This is a genomic window from Colwellia sp. 12G3 (assembly GCF_002836775.1).
In the GTDB taxonomy this organism is placed as follows: domain Bacteria; phylum Pseudomonadota; class Gammaproteobacteria; order Enterobacterales; family Alteromonadaceae; genus Colwellia.
In genome coordinates this window covers 22478-40801 of sequence record NZ_PJAQ01000028.1, presented here as the reverse complement: position 1 = coordinate 40801, position 18324 = coordinate 22478, and the positions used below count along the sequence as shown (strand labels likewise).

Genomic DNA, 18324 nt, shown 5'->3' with positions numbered 1-18324 from the left:
CTATTGTTTGAACTATGAATTACATTGTTGACTAAAGTGAGATAACCATACTACCGGAGAAAATATCATATCGAGTTCTGCCTTTATCAATTGATGGTCATGTTTACTCGAAAACCATAAGACGATACTGTCATGTTCACCCACTTCTACTACTTTAATGGTTGTTATCTCTCCCCACTTTTCATGAGTAATCACTTCATCACCAGCGACTTCAAACTGATAAGTTTCAACTTTACTACTGGCTTGGCGAGATAGCGTGAAGCGCGTTTTTCCTTGTAATAAATTTAGTCTGATCTGTGCACCTAAGGTATCAAGGTCATATAGGGCTTGGTGTTCATTTTTTTCTTTTTGTTGGTAGTTCGAAACTTTAGCATTTAAAGTTACCGTTGACGAAAGGCCATCATTTGATATTTCAGCGTTCATTTCTCTTGTTTTAATACCGGTCAGCTTTTGTGAGAAGCTTGGCGTTATAAAGTGCTTATATTGAGGTGAGTATTGCATTTTACTCTGTTGTTGATAGGTTGAGTCAAGCCACAAGAAGCTTACTTCTCCGTATGAAGTTACTGTCGCCTTAGTAGCTGCTGAGCTGTTATGCCACGCTATCTTTCGGTGTAAATAGCCAACATGTTGGTCAAAAAAATAAATATTATATTCAAAAATTTTATCACATTGGTGCAGCTCTTTGAACTCTTCTTCAGTTAAGGTGGGTATCACCTTGGCTTGTAATTTTTTAGTGAATGTAAATAAGAAAAAACTAAAGATAATTAAGGGGACTAAAGCTTTCAAGATGGATAAAAGTTTGAGAGTTAATGCCTTTGATTTGGTTACGTTGGTCAATTTAGTCATCATTGTTAGAGCGTACTTGTAGAAAAATAGACGATATTCGCGCTTATATTACTTCAATTAATGTACTGAGTTATTGTTGATTAGCGTATTTATAGTGCTAGTTAAAGTTTCATCATGAGTATAATAACACATCAATTAGGTGGTCAAATCATCTATGAAGTCAGAATACTCGCTATTATTAATCGACTATTTTACCGCGTTAATTTTGTAATAGTTTTATGTTTGCTTTAATAGCAAACAACTCCGTTTTAGCCTCTGCTCTACTTCTTTTACCGTGTTGGATTAATGAAGACAAAACAGCATGACACAATCAGCCAAGGTTAATTGTTTCATTTTGCATTTTGCATTTTCATATCGCGAAATAATTTGATTTATTCTAATCAATACCTGAGTGATTAAGTCAAGGCTCTGAAATTTAACGTGTTTATTGTTGGTGTGTTTTTTGCTAACTATTAAGTATCAATACACGTTTTATGTAGAGGTGATATTCACTATGTTAAATTCAGTCAGGAAAAACACAGTTAGCGGGATTATTCTTGCCATAGGTATGACCAACATTGGCTTACATGCTCAATCTTTTACTGAGTGTCCAGCAGAAGCTTTTTTAATCCAGGACAAGTTAGCAAACTTATATAGTGTGCAACTAGCTACAGGGTTTTATGAGAAATCGTCACCTGTTGACTGGAATCAAGACAAAATGAATGCACTGGCATTTAGTGTGCATGACCGTTACCTGTACGCGTTCAATTACTACTACGGTACTATTGTGCGTATTGGATCCGACTTTCAGGTAACGCCAATACCACTGGCTAACATCCCAGAGCAAGGTTTTTATGTGGGCGATATTTCTGTGATAGAAAACGCTTATTATTTATATCGCCCCGGTGGTAACTATGGTTTGTTTCGCGTTTCATTAGACGAAAGCAGTGATGATTATTTACAAATTAAAAATGTTGTTAATGGCACTACCCTTAATCTCGCTATTTATGATTTTGCTTTTCATCCCGACAATGGTTTTGCTTATGCAGTTGACCGCTGGGGTAACCTTTGGAAAATTGATGTGCAAGCGGGTACATCGGTAAAAATCAGTAACGTGGGAGAGGCAGGTACCTTTGGTGCGGTTTATTTTGACGTTACGGGTAACTTATATATTAGTCGAAATAGTGATGGTAATATTTTTAGAGTAAATACCAATTGGAGTTATCCCGTTGCTGAATTTTTTGCCAGTGGTCCAGCGTCGAGTAATAACGATGGCGCACGTTGTGCACTTGCCCCTATTATTTCTCAAGAGTCTCCGACAACCGATTTTGGTGATGCTCCAGATTCTTATGGTTCTAGCATAAACAATAATGGTGCTCGCCATGATGTAGGGGATGGCACCTTATTCTTGGGAGCAACGGTAATAAACGAGCCTAATGCCTATGCCGATAATGGTTCTGAAGTAAACGACAATGACGGTATTAAATTTGTAACGGGTATTGAGGCAGGAAAAACAGCGATTGTTGAAATTACCGCCTCAGCTGATGGTTTTGTCAATGCTTGGCTCGATTCCGACAAAGATGGCGAATTCGATGCTGACGAGCAAATTATAGTGGCTGAGGCTGTGACTTCGGGTAGTAACATTGTGGCTTACGATGTACCAACTTGGGCTGAAACGGGCACGACGTGGACACGATTTAGATTAAGCTCAGAAGCGTCTTTATCTCCTATTGGTGGTGTTGCTGATGGCGAAGTAGAAGATTATGCCATTGATATTGCGGAACAAAACGTAACAGCCATGCATTACCCATCTCTTGATACTTGGGCTACGTTAGCCTTCGAAGATAATTGGCCGCTGGAAGGGGATTACGATATGAATGACTTGGTTGTGCGCTATCGTCTTTCATCTTACGACGTAGAAGGGACGTTAATGCGCGTTAAAATAGAAGGGGAGGTCGTTGCCATTGGCGCCGCCTATCACAACGGTTTTGCCTTTAGACTTCCTGGGTTATTACGTAGCCAGATTGACACCGGTCGTTTAATTTTCAAAATTAATGGAGTAGCGCAAAATATTACGCCACTTGAAGCGGATAAAGACGAAGCGATATTCATTATAGCGAATGATCTATGGGATTTTGTTACTGAGGGAGAAAGCTGTAAATTTTATCGAACAGAAACGGGGTGTGGCTCAAACGTTCAAATGACATTTTCATTAGAAATACCTTTGGAAGCTAATGTCAACAAAGCTGATGTAGCTGACTTTCCTTATGACCCTTTTATTTTCGCTTCTGCTGGACATGAAAGAAGTTATGTCTTTGGCGAAGCACCAGGGAGAAGGTTTGAAATACACCTTAAAAACCAAGCACCGACAGAAGCCTTTCAAGCAAATTTTTTAGGCCGTGGTGATGATGCTTCAAATGCTGATAATGGTGAGTACTTTATTAATGCTAACGGTATGCCGTGGGCTATTAATATTCCTTATGAGTGGCAGCACCCGGTTGAGTATATGGATATTAAATATGCTTATCCAAATTTCCATAGTTTCGTGACTTCTTCGGGGGCACTTAATGTAGATTGGTTTACTGTTGAAAAGAGTGCTAATAACAACGTGTTTAAATATTAAGGAGAAGACCATGAAATTTACTAACATTACGTTAATATCACTAAGTAGTTTATTGATGGTGGCTTGTGGCGGCGGAGGTGGTGAGTCTTCGACTCCTGACCCCGTTTTAGCTGTCGTTGAAGTGCCTGTTGCCGTTGTGGTTACGCCTCCACTTGTAACGGAGATAATTGAGCCAGACCCTAATGCTATTTATGATACAACGGCTGAGCTTATTGTCTCAAAATCGTTTCTGCTTAAGCAAGAATATGAGTTAACGGTAAGTTATAAAAATGACGATAACCGTAATGCTTATTTATCAGTCTGTACAGATTTTACTGATGGGGAAGAGGGCATTAAAGTAAATTATAATAGTTGCCTGTTACGTACTTCTATTGAAAGTGATTACGCGGGCACATTAACTATTGCAAATGATAAGAATCGTTTAGTGATGGCTATCTGGTATTTTGATGACACGAAAAATCCAAGATATGAGGTATGGGAAAATGATGACGATACAAAAGCAGTAAGAATGTTTGTTGTTAATTAATAACAATGATGTGGCTTTTTTAATTTACATTATTTTTAGCTCAATAAAACGCTCACTTTGGGCGTTTTTTATTGTGCTATTAATGAATAATAAATAATGTCGATGCAGTGTTAATTTTATTCGTTGATCTTTAATAGGTAACAGTAACTCGCGGAGTCATTAGTCTAGGTAATTAATTCACTTTCTCAGTGGATTGATATTATTAATCGAGAATTTTACAGAGTTCCCTTTCTAATACTTTCATCCTAAAGGGTTTAACAAGCTTACCCTTGAATCCATACTCGGTATGATTAGACATAACCTTACCCGTAGAATACCCACTTGAAACAATGACTTTTACTTGTGGATTAATATCAAGCAACTCGACTATAACCTCTTCTCCACCCTTGCCGCCAGGAATGGTTAAATCCATAATAACGACATCAAAAGGTTGACTATGTTTATCTGCATTAATATATTTTTCTACCACACTTTTTCCATCAGTTGCTGTTTCAACTGAATATCCTAAAGCTTTAAGCATCTCGGCTGATATATCTAGAATCATTTCATCATCATCCATTAATAAGATATTTCCTGAATGTGCTAGAGAATTCTCTGTCTCAGTTAAAAGTACTTTATCACTTATCTGTGCATCAGATTTTGCCGGAAGGTAGATACTGAATGTTGTGCCTTTATCAAGTTCAGATTCAACACTGATATAGCCATTATGTTTTGCAATAATACTATGTGCCATTGCTAATCCCAATCCACTACCTGATTGCTTGGTGGTAAAATAAGGATCAAAGATATATTTTTGTTGTTCTTTAGAAATACCTACGCCTTTATCACTAATTTTGAGACAAACAAATTTTCCATACAGATGAGGTACAAAATTATTAGTAAATTCCGCAATATTAGTAGCTTCTACTGTCAGTGTCCCTCCACTGGGCATGGCATGTTCGGCATTAATTAATAGGTTGATTATAACCTGCGATAGTCGTCCTTTATCGGCATTTAGCATCCACAAATCTTGTGGCAGTGTTAGAATCGTTTTAATGCCACTACCTCTGAGTGAGAATTCTATTGAATCTTCAATAATCTCTTTAATGTCAACCGTCTCAAATAAAGGATCACCACCTTTTGCAAAGGTCAGTAGTTGGTTTGTCAGATGGGTGGCACTATCCATCGCTTGATTAGCCGTTTTGATATGTTGATATGCGGGATGGTCAGCGGCTAATTTGAGTTTCGCCAATTCAAGATGGCCAAATAGGCCAGCAAGAATATTATTAAAATCATGTGCTATTCCACCGGCTAACAAGCCAACAGATTCAAGTTTTTTTGATTTGAATAACTCTTCTTCAATTTGTTTTTGCAAAGTAATATCGACAATACTAACAGGTACACTTCTGAACCCTTCTTTTGCAACAGGTATATGATAAGAAATAATAGAATATATATTATTACCCTCGTGCGTTGTAAATGTAGCCTCAGAACGAAATTCCTTTGCACCGTCCCATATAGCACATAATTCCTTTATAAATATTTCATCTGCTGCAGGGGTAAAAGACGCTGAAATTTGCTCAAGAAAATTTTCATCCGAAGTGAGGTTAAACATTTTAAGCGCGGCGTGATTAACATTTATTACTTTAATCATTGCAGTAAATTCAATGATCTTTTGAGGATGCTCTCTAAGGTATTGAGAGAGATCTGTGACACCAGCAGTACGAAGTTGATCCAAAGCATTTTTAAGCTCTGACATATCCTCATTCAAAATTGGTACACCAGCATTATCAAATATACTGCGAAATTTAACTTCATTTTCTCGTGATTTTCTCTGCTGGTTTCGTTGTTCAGTAACATTTTCGGTTAATCCCATGACTTTTTCTACCTCGCCTTTTTCGTTAAAAACAGGCGCAAAGCACGAGCTAAAAGTTAGCTCTGAGTCATCGGGACTAAACTCAAAAGCATTAGATTCACCTTGATAGGCTTGTTCTAAGAATTTGTTTATTTTAACTTTTTGTTTATCACAAACAAAATCCATGTAATTAATACCACAAACCTCTTCTTCTTTTTGCATATTCATCATATTAAGGCCCGCCCCATTCATTGAGGTGATTTGGCCTGTTAAGTTGATTTCATGGATACAGATAGGCGCGGCTTGAATGAGCGTGGTCAATCGCTGTTCATTCAATTGAGCTGCTTTGAGCTCTGTTCGAAGTGACTTAATTAATTCATCTTTGGCATCTTGAGCTTGTTGCATTTTTATTCCTTTAGAGTGCAATGGTCAGACACCAATAATTTCTGTGAGAAAGCATTGGTTGTGATTTTATTAAGAGGTAGTCCTTTTCACTAAATCACATTAAATCCATCGAAAATAATTGAAGTATTAAGTTATATCTACAGCTGGTGTATTGTTTAATAATGTCAGTATCCTCAAATAGCTATGCGCTTATACAAGGTTTGATAGCCTTAAGAGAAATAGTTTAGTAGACACATACCGATCTTTCAATGATCAGAAATATTCTCAGCGTTCTGATCCAGCTTAAGCTGTTCATATGAGCACGCCAATAATACTCAGGATAAAATCCATCGGTTCTAGCGGCCATTTGGATTAAATATCAGTCTTAAATCCCCACATTGATGGAAGCATTTTTTCTATAGTCTAGAATCTTAGTGTAGATAAAAGTTACGCTTTCATTAAAGGTACTGCAAGCAAGCTTACCGGTCTTTAATGACACAATAATAACGTTCTATTCGAGCGTTTTAAAAACACTATTGATTGGCTGATTAGGAATAACGTTATGAGTGAAGATAATACGATAAAAGCATCTGATTTATTTGTGCAAGCATTGGAAGCTGAAGGGGTAGAGTATATTTTTTCTGTACCAGGAGAAGAAAACTTGGATATGGTTGAGTCTTTACGTAACTCTACAATTAAACTTGTGTTAACTCGCCATGAACAAGGCGCTGGCTTTATGGCCGCAACTTATGGCCGCCTGACCAGTAAAGTAGGTGTTTGTATGGCAACACTGGGCCCTGGCGCAACAAATTTGGCAACACCCGCAGCTTATGCCCATTTAGGTGGTATGCCATTGCTTATGATTACCGGGCAAAAGCCAATCAAAAAATCGAAGCAAGGTCAGTTTCAAATAATTGATATTGTTGGCTTGTTTGATCCTATTTGTAAAATGTCTAAACAAATTGTACACGGTGATACCATTCCCTCATTAGTGCGTGAAGCTTTTCGACTTTGTGAAGAAGAACGACCTGGTGCAGTCCTGTTAGAATTGCCAGAAGATATTGCGGCTGAGAACTGTACCGCCAAGGTGATGACACCACATAAACGCCACTATGCTCACCCTAGTAATGTGGCAATAGCAGAGGCTGTCGCGTTAATCAAGGCTGCTAAAATGCCGTTAATATTAATTGGTGCAGGGGCGAATCGTCAAAATGTTCGAAAAGCAATGTGTAACTTTGTTCATTCAACGCGAATCCCCTTTTTTGTCACGCAAATGGGCAAAGGTGTTGTTGATGAGCGATCCAGTTTATTTTTAGGGACCGCAGCGCTATCGGCTGGCGATTATTTGCATTGTGCCATTGAACGTGCAGATTTAATTATTAATATTGGCCATGATGTGATTGAAAAACCACCATTTTTTATGGACGAAGGTGGTAAAAAAGTTATTCATGTTAATTATAAATCAGCCCAAGTTGATCAAGTATATTTCCCCCAACTAGAAATAATTGGTGATCTGGCTGCGTCTGTCGATGCACTAAAAGATCAATTAGGTGGAGAAGTTATTTTTGATCGCCGTTATTTTGAAAAAATAAAACTTGCCATTGATGAGCATATTGAAGATGGAGCAAATGATACTCGTTACCCTATTATTCCACAGCGCTTTGTTGCCGATATTCGAAAGGTGATGGGGGATAAAGATATTATTGCGCTGGATAATGGTATTTATAAACTTTGGTTTGCGCGTAATTATAAAGCTTATCAACCTAATACTGTATTACTTGATAATGCCCTTGCCACCATGGGAGCCGGTTTACCCTCTGGCATGATGGCTGCAATGCTAAACCCAAATATACGAGTTATGGCAATATGTGGCGATGGTGGTTTTATGATGAATTCACAAGAATTAGAAACAGCTATTCGCTTAGGATTAAACTTAGTCGTGACCGTGTTAAATGATAATTCTTATGGCATGATCCGTTGGAAACAAGCCAGTGCTGGTTTTGCCGACTGGGGGTTAGAATTTGGCAATCCTGATTTTGTTAAATACGCAGAAAGTTACGGGGCAACAGGACATAGAGTAATGTCTGCTGAAGACCTTATTCCTACGTATGAAAAAGCATTTTCAGCAGGGGGAATTCATCTTGTTGAATTGCCTGTTGATTACTCTGAAAATCAAAAAGTATTAATTGATGAATTGGCCAAAAAGGTTTGTTTGATATAACGTTATGATTGCGAGATTCTTGTTATTAGACGACTTTCAACTTATTAAAGAGCGATATTATGGACGATATAGAACAAAAAAATGACCCTAGAAGAAGTAGTGCATCCGAAACACTCAACGTTGTTAACCCATACGATCAATCACATATTGGGTCTGTACCAACAGTAACGTGGTATGATATTGATAAATATTTAGCAACGTCTCACCAACTTTTTAAAGATTGTCATCAGTGGATCCCAGCTTTTGAGCGGATAAGTATTCTCAAAAAAGCAGCGGTGTTAATTTCAGAAAGAGCAGATGAACTCGCATTTTTGATCGCCAATGAAGGCGGTAAACCGCTGGTTGATGCACGAGTTGAAGTGACCAGAGCTATTGATGGCGTAGAGCTTTGCGCAAAAGAAATTTCTAAATTAGCAGGTAGCCAAATCCCAATGGATTTAACCCAAGCGGGCGCAGGGAGAATAGCCTTTACTACCAAAGAGCCTATTGGTGTTGTCGTTGCTGTGTCAGCGTTTAATCATCCATTAAATTTAATTGTGCATCAAGTTGCTCCGGCCATTGCAGCGGGTTGTCCTGTGTTAGTTAAACCTGCACGAGATACGCCGTTATCCTGTAAAGCATTCGTTGATATTTTGCATGAAGCTGGCTTGCCGCCACAATGGTGTCGTTTTATTGCCTGTGATATTCCCACCTCTGAAAAAATGATCACCGATGCTCGTGTCGGGTTTTTTAGTTTTATTGGTTCGGCAAAAGTGGGTTGGATGTTACGTTCCAAGCTAGCACCCGGTACGCGTTGTGCACTAGAACATGGTGGAGTTGCCCCTGTTATTGTTGAAGATAGTGCCGATATTGAAGCGATGATCCCAAGTTTACTCAAAGGCGGTTTTTATCATTCGGGACAAGTGTGCGTGTCTGTACAGCGTATTTTTGCGCCGAGAAGTAAAGCTAAAGCTATTGCACAACTGTTGGCTGATGGCGCAGCGAAACTTATTGTTGGTAATGCCATTGATAAAACTACCGAATGTGGACCACTTATTCGTCCTAAAGAAGTTGATCGTGTTGCTGATTGGGTTGATGAAGCAGTAGCGGCAGGCGCAATCTTAGTAACAGGAGGTAAACGATTGGGTGATAGCACCTATGCACCCACTGTACTGCTTGATCCGCCAGTTGATGCCAAAGTATCTATTATGGAAATTTTTGGCCCGGTAGTTTGTGTCTATGGCTATGATGATATTGACCAAGCTATTGCTCAAGCCAATTCGTTGGAATATGCCTTTCAAGCGTCGGTATTTACAAAAAATCTTGATGTCGCCATGAAGGCAATACGTGAATTAGAGGCAACGGCGGTAATGGTGAATGATCATACCGCTTTTCGTGTTGATTGGATGCCTTTCGCAGGGCGTAAACAGTCGGGTTATAATACTGGCGGCATTGCCTATACTATGCATGATATGTCTCAGGATAAAATGGCAGTTATTAAGCTTTAATAGCCACTAAGAGCAATAACCATTACTCATAACTCATAACGCGGTATAGAAAACCTCAGTGAAAACAGTACGTTGTTATTTTGAGGTTTAACAGAATAGTGTACTAAGTATATTAAGCCCAATGAAGGGCTTTTTTTTGTCTTCGATTTATAGTCACTATGTCTAGATATTTTTACTTCGATTGTGTCCCTCCCTATAAAAATAACAGATAAATATTACTAAATTTTATTTGTACAAAATAAATTCAACCTGAATCCCTTGTTCTATCTGACCATTCGGATTGATTTCCTCGTTGTGATTGTTTTATATGCAATTATCTATTGACTATATGGTCAATATTAACAAGAATCCTACTGTTAAATAACAAAACTGTAACATTAGTCGTTCAGAATCAAGTTGAAGTTTTAGCCATAGCAATAATTTTTAACTAATAGTAATTACAAATCTGGAGAGATAAAATGAATACTAGTAAGGTAAATCCAAGTCGATTCTTCGGCAATGGTAAGTTAAATTTCAGCTTGATTGCACTGTGTGTTGCTTCAAGTTTTGTTACTCATAGTGCGTTAAGTGCACAAACACTATGGTCAGAAGATTTTAATGATGCGACCTTAGCCAATAAAGGGGCTGTTTTTGATACTGTTGATATGAGCGGCGTTACGCGTTGGTCTATCGATGTTAGTAATGCTCAATTAACGGCGAACAGTGATTGGTTTAAAGTGACCAATAGCAAAGTTGAGGCTAGAGATGTTGATGGCAGTGTCGATTGGTTGTCAGAGCCTATTAGCATTGAAGGACAAACTAATGTCAATCTGTCTGTTTTAGCCGAAGAAAGTGGCAGCCACGAATCAACCGATTTTTTTGACCTTTCATATTCAGTAGATAATGCCGCATTTGTCAGGGTAGAAAACTGGCAAGGCAAAGGCAATGATAGTCATACCTTAATTGATGATTTTACTGCTGTCACACTCAGCCAAGCCATTCCCCAAGGAAGTAGCCTGCAAATTAAAGTCTCGATGGCAAATAACTCAGGCACTGAATATATACGTTTAGATGATGTAATAATTACTTCAGGCGTAGATGATGGCTCAGGCAGTACTGACGGTGGTACCGTGACGAATGCTTGTTTTAACTGCCCTGATTTGAGCCGAATAGCGAGTGCTGCAGACTTTGATGATGCCAGTTATTATGCACCGGTTATTACCGCTATTGATTCAGCACAAAGTGCAGAGGTCATCCGCACCAATATCAATGACGTTATTTCAGCCAATCATAAACAGTTAACTTATTCTGAAGCTTGGACCGCATTAACTGTGACGGATGAAGATCCCCTGAATGCAGACAATGTTATATTATTTTATCGCGGACTTTCAAAAGAAAAATTCTCAAACGGTAGCGGTACACAATCGACAAATCCTGATAACTGGAATCGTGAACATGTTTGGGCAAAAAGCCATGGTTTCCCAAGCTCTAGTGCGTTTGCTTATTCAGACATTCACCATTTAAGACCTACTGATATTTCAGTTAACTCATCACGAGGCAATTTAGATTTTGATAATAGCGATAATGCTTTACCTGAATCGCCAGAAAACCGCGTCGACGGCAACTCTTTTGAGCCAAGAGATGCGGTGAAAGGTGATGTTGCCCGTATCGTTTTTTATATGGATACGCGCTATGCCGGGTTGGACTCGGTGACACCTGATTTACAAGTTGTTGATATGCTAACGTCTGGCGGTGAAGCCAAATTAGGTAAGTTATGTACGTTGTTAGCGTGGAGTGAAGCGGATCCTGTTGATGACTTCGAAATAAATAGAAATAACAAAATTTACGAATTTCAAGGAAACCGTAACCCATTTATTGACCATCCTGAGTGGATTGCAACGCTTTACAGTGCATCATGTTCAGATGTTGACCCCGTAGATCCCGTTGACCCTGTTGATCCAATCGATCCGGTAGATCCAACAGAGCCAGGCGTTGATTTGTTTTTCTCCGAATACGTTGAAGGTTCGAGCTTTAATAAAGCGATAGAAATTTATAATCCGACGGATACAACTATCGACTTAGCCGATTATCAATTCAAACTTTATTCGAACGGTAGTCAAACAGCTACGGGGAGCTATACCTTAACAGGGCAACTACTCGCAAATGATGTGGTGGTTTTAGGCTCGAGTCAAATTGCAGATGATAGTGCTTTAGTCCCTTATATTGACCATTTTGTCGGAGCGGTTAATTTTAATGGTGATGATTATATCGAACTGCTTCATGGCGATATAATTATCGATAATATCGGCACCTATGGTGTTAGACAAAATTGGGGTCAAGATACCTCATTAGTCCGCTTAGCTTCGGTAACATCAGGCGATAACGACCGTACCGATGAATTTATTAAAGCAGACCAATGGCAAACTAATTCAAAAGATACTTTTGATAACTTAGGCGCTCATTTATCTACTACGCCACCGACAGACCCAGGTGAAGACCCGGTGATCGGAATGTGTGGTGATGATGCAGATAAAATTAATGTAATCCAAGGTAGCGGCAGTGACTCAGCAGTTATTGGCGAAGTTAAGGTGATTGAAGGTACGGTTACTTTTGCTGTGCCAAGTTTAAAAGGCTATTTTGTTCAAGAAGAAGCGCAAGATACCGATACAGATCTAATGACTTCTGAAGCCATCTTTGTTTATTTCAACGCTATTGCAAATTTCCCTACCGTGGGCAATAAAGTACGGATAAACGGCAGCATAAAAGAGAGCTATGGTCGTACTCAGTTAACGGCAACAACTGACTTTGTTGATTGTGGTGTTGGTGAGCCCATTGCAGCAACTATGGTGTCTTTACCGGTATCAACTACTGATTACTGGGAAAGTATTGAAGGCATGTCGGTAAACTTTTCGGATACATTAAAAGTAAGTGATACCTATAATTTGGCGCGTTATGGTCAGTTAACATTGTCTAATGGCCGTTTGATTCTTCCTACCAATATTTATAATGCCGGTAGTGAGCAAGCTATTGCTTTAGCAGATAAAAACAATCGAAATCGTATCACTTTAGATGATATGAATAATGCACAAAACCCAGATAACGTGCCCTTTCCGGCGCCGGGATTAAGCTATCAAAATACGTTACGCTTAGGTGACTCTGTTGCTAACTTGACTGGTGTTATTGATTATAGTTTTAATACTTATCGTATTTTACCTAGTAACACACCACAGTTTAACCCGACTAATGCAAGAACTGCACAACCCGAGATTACCGGGACTGGTTCGTTAAAAGTAGCCAGCTTTAACGTATTAAATTACTTTAATGGTGATGGCGCGGGTCAAGGTTTTCCTACCGCTCGGGGCGCGGATACGTTAGAAGAGTTTACTCGTCAAAGTAGCAAAATAGTGTCGGCTCTAGCAGATATCAATGCCGATATTGTTGGCCTGATGGAGCTAGAAAATGATGGTTTTGCCAGTAACAGTGCCATTGCGGAGCTTGTTTCACAGCTTAATGTGAAGTTGGGTGTTGGAACATACAACTACGTTAGCATCAACCAAGCGGGTATTGGTGGCGATGCCATAACTGTTGGACTTATTTATAAACCAGCTACCGTTGCCTTGATGGGGGATGCAATCACTACCAATCAAAGTCCATTCGATTATGGCAACCGTCAACCGCTGGTACAAACCTTCAAAGAAATTGCGACTAATGAAGCATTAACCATTGCGGTTAATCATTTTAAATCAAAAGGAAGTTGTGGCAGTGCATCGGGTAATAACCTCGATCAAGGTGATGGTCAAGGATGTTGGAATGAACTGAGAACTCAAGCGGCACAAGGTTTAACTGCTTGGTTAAATACTAATCCTACGGGTTCAACGGATAGTGACTTTCTTATCATTGGTGATTTAAATGCTTACGGTAAAGAAGATCCTATTAATGCCATTATCGACAGTAATTATCATAACTTGGTGGCAGATCATCTAGGAAGTGCAGCTTACTCTTATAGTTTTGGCGGTGAAATAGGGTACTTAGACCATGCCTTAGCGAGCAACGACTTAGCTAGTCAAGTTGTCGATACCACTGTTTGGCATATCAATGCCGATGAACCCCATATTTTCGATTACAACACTGAATATAAATCGTCTGAACAATTAGCGACATATTTTGCTGAAGATGCTTACCGTGCATCAGATCATGATCCCGTTATAGTTTCGCTCAATTTAAATAGCTCGGTTGAACTCGTGGGAGATTTTGATGTTGATGGTGATATCGATCGCAATGATGTTAATCAGTTCTCCGCTATGGTTCGCAGCGGTGATGTTGATGATAGTAAATATGACTTCAACCTCGATAATGTAGTCAATAGCGGTGATGTCCGAGCATTAATGTCTTTATGTACACGTTCGCGCTGCGCGGCAGAATAATATTTAGCTTGAATTTACTTAAGTGACTTTAAGTAAATTCATTCGTTAATTTAAAATTTACTTAAACATTTATATATAAGGAAGTAACCATGAAAAAAATAATAACACTTTTAGCAACACTTTTAATTTCGCTCAGTAGCCAAGCAACGTTACTAAACATTGAGTTAAATCAAGACAGTTATCAAATTGGTGACGTATTAACGGCAGATTTTATCATTTCTGATATTGAAGAAGACGCTGTTGGTTTTCAAAAGTTATTGGCTACCTTTGATTTTAATGTCTCTTGGGACAATTCGATAATCGAGTATGTATCTACCCGTTTTGGGAATAAACTCAATGTTGGCGCGGGTGGTAGTGATCAATTTAGTGATGACATGGCCGACAGCTTAGGTTTATCAGAAACTAGTTATGCCTGGTGGGACGAACTCTTAGTAGTACAAGATGGCGTAAGCAGTTTTGTCTTGGCTAGTGTTGATTTTACTGTGATTGGCAATGGCTCAGGCACTGTAGATTTAAGCAACTTGGCTTTTGGTGATGATTTTGGCGCTGCGTTTACTGATGTGAGTGCTAGTGATAAAGCATATTCTGTTACTTCAGGAAACCCTGTTGATGTTCCTGAGCCCACAGCTATCATTTTAATGTTGGTGGCGTTAACTTTATTGGTTCGCCAACAAAAAATGAGTTAATTCTCTTATTTAATTATATCGGTATTAAGTTGCCAGTTTAAATTTTTGAGTTAAAAAAACTTGTTAATTAAAGCTCCTACCTTTGAGGTAGGGGCTTTTTTATGAGCGATAATGTCAGGTCGTCTAATTAGCTTCTTTTGACTTTTGGCAAGTCTGCATTTTACTTTGGTCTTCTTTATCACTAATGAGTACTTGCTGAAGCAGTTCCATACGCTGTTTGACGGCAACACCATAACTATGATCATCACCCCATACTTTAGATAAAACATGCATTGACTCTTTATCGTGATCGGAAAATAACTTGCCTGCACGTTTAGAATCCTCGGGGCTATTTCCAAGTAATTCTAACGCTGAAATTCCTAGCTCTAAGGCAGATTCGAATGTTTCTCGTTTAATTGCTTTTACACCGATACGTAATAACTCATAGGCATGATGGCGATCAATTGCACGAGCAGCAATTTGTAAATTTGGGTAATGCTTTTGCGCGAGTAGGGCAATTTCAATGATTTTATCCGCATCATCAATGGCTATTACTAATAATTGTGCCTCATTTGCTCCTGAGGCTTCTAATAAATCTTTTCGTGCGGCATCACCGTAAAATACTTTATTACCAAATCTCTTTAACATTTCAATTTGACTTGGACTGTGGTCTAAAATCGACAAGTGGTATCCTTGCGAGCTAAGTAGACGACCTACTATTTGACCAAAACGTCCATAACCCGCAATGATTACGCTTTTGGTTGCTTCAATATCTTCTGGTTTATCAAATTCGCGGGCATCTTCTTGTTCTTTGTCGAGTATCTTTTCATAGATTATTAATAATACCGGCGCCATTAGCATAGAAATAGCGACCACCAAGGTAGTGATTTTATTCTGCTCTGGTGTGAGTATTTGTAAGGTGGAGGTAAGTGATAGCAATACAAAAGCAAATTCTCCTCCCTGGGCTAAGGCAAGGGTAAATAGCAAACGTTGCTTCTTTGCCATGTTAAATAACGTTGCTAAACAAAATAATACTGCTGCTTTAATAGCAATTAACGACACCACTAATAACGTGACTAAGCCCAGCTCGTCAAACAGTAATGGAAAATCAATTGAAGCGCCGACGGTAATAAAAAATAAGCCAAGCAACAGCCCTTTGAACGGTTCAATATCAACTTCCAATTCATGTCTAAATTCACTTTCGGCTAGAACCACACCCGCTAAAAATGTTCCTAGGGCGGGTGATAAACCAATTTTTTTCATGATGACCGCGATAACAATCACTAGAAATAAGGCAACAACAGTGAACAATTCACGCAAACGAGTTTCTGCAATGTAACGAAATAAAGGCGCTGAAACATATTTACCCGCCAATATAATCGCTGTGATAACGCCAAGCGATATTGCTGTTTGGATATAGACAGGAAAATGCTCTATCAGGTTTCCATGAGAGCCTGAGGTAGTAATATTGTTACTAAAGGCTAATAAAGGGACTAATGCCAAAATGGGGATCACGGCAATATCTTGAAAGAGTAATACAGAAAATGAGTTTTGACCCGCTTCTTCTTTTATCCAACCTTTTTCATTTAATGTTTGTAAAACAATGGCAGTTGACGAGAGTGCCAACATTAAACCTATAGCAAGGGAGGTTTGCCATACCAGTGAAAAAACAAGGTAGCAGACAGTAGAAATGAGCAGGGTGGTTAGCACAACTTGCAAACCACCTAAGCCAACAATTGAGTGTCTTAATTTCCACAAACGAGAAGGTTGTAATTCAAGCCCGACTAAAAATAGCATCATTACAACGCCAAACTCTGCAAAGTGCATCACATCAGTTTGATCGCCAACTAACCCCAATAAGAAAGGGCCAATCAAAATTCCGGCCAACAAATAGCCCAGTACCGAGCCTAAGCCGACACGCTTTGCTATGGGCACCGCAATGATTGCCGCGGCGAGATATATCACAGCCATTTCTAACATTGTTTACTCCTGATTGTGCTTGGTTTTTACTCAGTTAATCTGAAACCTATTGGTTTTATTCTTAACTCTATGATGAATAATAGCTTTATTAATGGGTATACACTTTACTATTTTACTGTTGCCGCGAATGCTGGTTATTTAGTTGTTCTTTAAAAACGATGAGCAATAAGCGGGCGCTGTTATATTACATTCTAACTTTATTGGTGCAAGTAACCTGAATTATTTTATGAAAAACTGCTTAAGCGACTGTAATTTAACGTAATAATATATGGCTTAGATTTTGTATTAGGTTTTGATGAAAGAAGCAATTGTGATTGCATAATTGTAACTAAAAATATTACCTAGGTTGAAAATAAAATGAGCCTTAACAATAAACGGGTCAACAAAAATAATCTTTTGCGTAAAAATGCAATTGATCAAGGATTAGAAAATATCAGTGTGCTTTTAATTGAAGAGCAACCAAACGCTAGCTCTATGCTGAAAAGCGCATTAATGGATTTTGGTTATCATATTACTAAACACATCTCTTTTTATGACAATATGATTGAACAAATTGATTTATGTAATCCCAGTATTCTTATTCTAGCGACTGACTTACCTAGTGAGGCAACCTTGAGGGATCTGGCGGAAATAAATCAATTATCACCTTTACCTATTGTTATATTCGCAGAAAATGATTCACCCAATGTTATTCAGAACGCGATTAAATCGGGTGTCAGTGCTTATGTGGTTAATGAAATATTACCTCAACGACTCAAGAGTATTATTTCAGTCGCCAATGAACGCTTTAAATCTGTACAGTCTTTACATAACGAGCTTAAACAGGCTAAAACCCAGTTAGAAAGTCGCAAGTATATTGAAAGAGCAAAAGGGCTGATCATGCAACAAAAGCAAATAAGTGAAAATGAGGCTTATGGCACGCTAAGGAAAATGGCAATGGATCAAGGAGGATCACTGGCGACGGTAGCAAAAAACATTATTGATGTGTGTCAACTGCTGTCAACACCTAAGGTATAGAGGTATATGAACAAGTGTGGTGCATTTCATCATTATTATTGTGCAATTAAGATAGCTAATTACACAGTAAAACGTTGTGAGGCCAGTAAAAGTAATAAAATTCAAATTGGCATAATACCTGCAATTCATCTATGTAAGTAATTAACTAAGTACCAGATTAAGTTAACACAGCAAAACAAAAAATATTTTTGTCAACGGCGATAAAAATAAAGTAATAAAGCCTGACAGCAACGACGCTGCAGGATAATGATAGGCATAAGCCTTTTCACTATACGAGCAATGGCGCTCATCAATAATCAACCTTAATGGGCTGAATATTGGTGGGCGTTTTTTTTTGATTTTTTTATTATTTAACATTT

Annotated in this window: 10 protein-coding genes; 7 read left to right on the top strand and 3 right to left on the bottom strand. The window is 38.6% G+C overall.

Features of this window, described 5'->3' with window-relative positions:
* Positions 1 to 12: 12 nt before the first annotated feature.
* Positions 13 to 849, bottom strand: coding sequence for a DUF3108 domain-containing protein (locus CXF71_RS08110; RefSeq protein WP_232771417.1), 837 nt, complete (start codon positions 847 to 849; stop codon positions 13 to 15).
* Positions 850 to 1339: 490 nt separating this feature from the next.
* Between CXF71_RS08110 and CXF71_RS08105 the strand changes: the two genes are divergently transcribed.
* Positions 1340 to 3448 (top strand): LruC domain-containing protein, encoded by a 2109-nt coding sequence (locus CXF71_RS08105; protein WP_101232458.1) that lies wholly within the window; start codon positions 1340 to 1342, stop codon positions 3446 to 3448.
* A gap of 10 nt (positions 3449 to 3458) precedes the next feature.
* Entirely contained in the window at positions 3459 to 3974 is a 516-nt protein-coding gene (locus CXF71_RS08100; protein ID WP_101232457.1) for a hypothetical protein, read from the top strand.
* A gap of 202 nt (positions 3975 to 4176) precedes the next feature.
* Here CXF71_RS08100 and CXF71_RS08095 read toward each other — a convergent pair whose 3' ends face one another.
* The gene (locus CXF71_RS08095) at positions 4177 to 6213 is read right to left on the bottom strand and encodes a hybrid sensor histidine kinase/response regulator (protein WP_101232456.1); all 2037 of its coding nucleotides are present in this window, start codon (positions 6211 to 6213) and stop codon (positions 4177 to 4179) included.
* Between the two features lie 559 nt (positions 6214 to 6772).
* Here CXF71_RS08095 and CXF71_RS08090 point away from each other — a divergent pair.
* From CXF71_RS08090 to CXF71_RS08075, 4 genes are all read left to right on the top strand, one after another.
* A complete protein-coding gene (locus CXF71_RS08090) occupies positions 6773 to 8413 on the top strand; it encodes an acetolactate synthase large subunit (RefSeq protein WP_232771425.1) in 1641 nt (546 codons plus the stop codon).
* Between the two features lie 59 nt (positions 8414 to 8472).
* Positions 8473 to 9900: an aldehyde dehydrogenase family protein gene (locus CXF71_RS08085; RefSeq protein WP_101232454.1), complete on the top strand. Its 1428-nt coding sequence runs from the start codon at positions 8473 to 8475 to the stop codon at positions 9898 to 9900.
* A 458-nt stretch (positions 9901 to 10358) separates the two neighbouring features.
* A complete protein-coding gene (locus CXF71_RS08080; protein WP_101232453.1) occupies positions 10359 to 14303 on the top strand; it encodes an ExeM/NucH family extracellular endonuclease in 3945 nt (1314 codons plus the stop codon).
* An 89-nt stretch (positions 14304 to 14392) separates the two neighbouring features.
* Positions 14393 to 14989 carry a hypothetical protein gene (locus CXF71_RS08075; protein WP_101232452.1) on the top strand — a complete coding sequence of 199 codons (597 nt, stop codon included), beginning with the start codon at positions 14393 to 14395 and terminating at the stop codon, positions 14987 to 14989.
* A 123-nt stretch (positions 14990 to 15112) separates the two neighbouring features.
* Here CXF71_RS08075 and CXF71_RS08070 read toward each other — a convergent pair whose 3' ends face one another.
* Entirely contained in the window at positions 15113 to 16948 is a 1836-nt protein-coding gene (locus tag CXF71_RS08070; RefSeq protein WP_101232451.1) for a monovalent cation:proton antiporter-2 (CPA2) family protein, read from the bottom strand.
* A 357-nt stretch (positions 16949 to 17305) separates the two neighbouring features.
* On the opposite strand from CXF71_RS08070, the gene CXF71_RS08065 reads away from it, so the two are divergent.
* On the top strand, positions 17306 to 17965 hold the full coding sequence (locus tag CXF71_RS08065; RefSeq protein ID WP_101232450.1) for an ANTAR domain-containing response regulator: 660 nt from the start codon (positions 17306 to 17308) through the stop codon (positions 17963 to 17965).
* Positions 17966 to 18324: the final 359 nt, after the last annotated feature.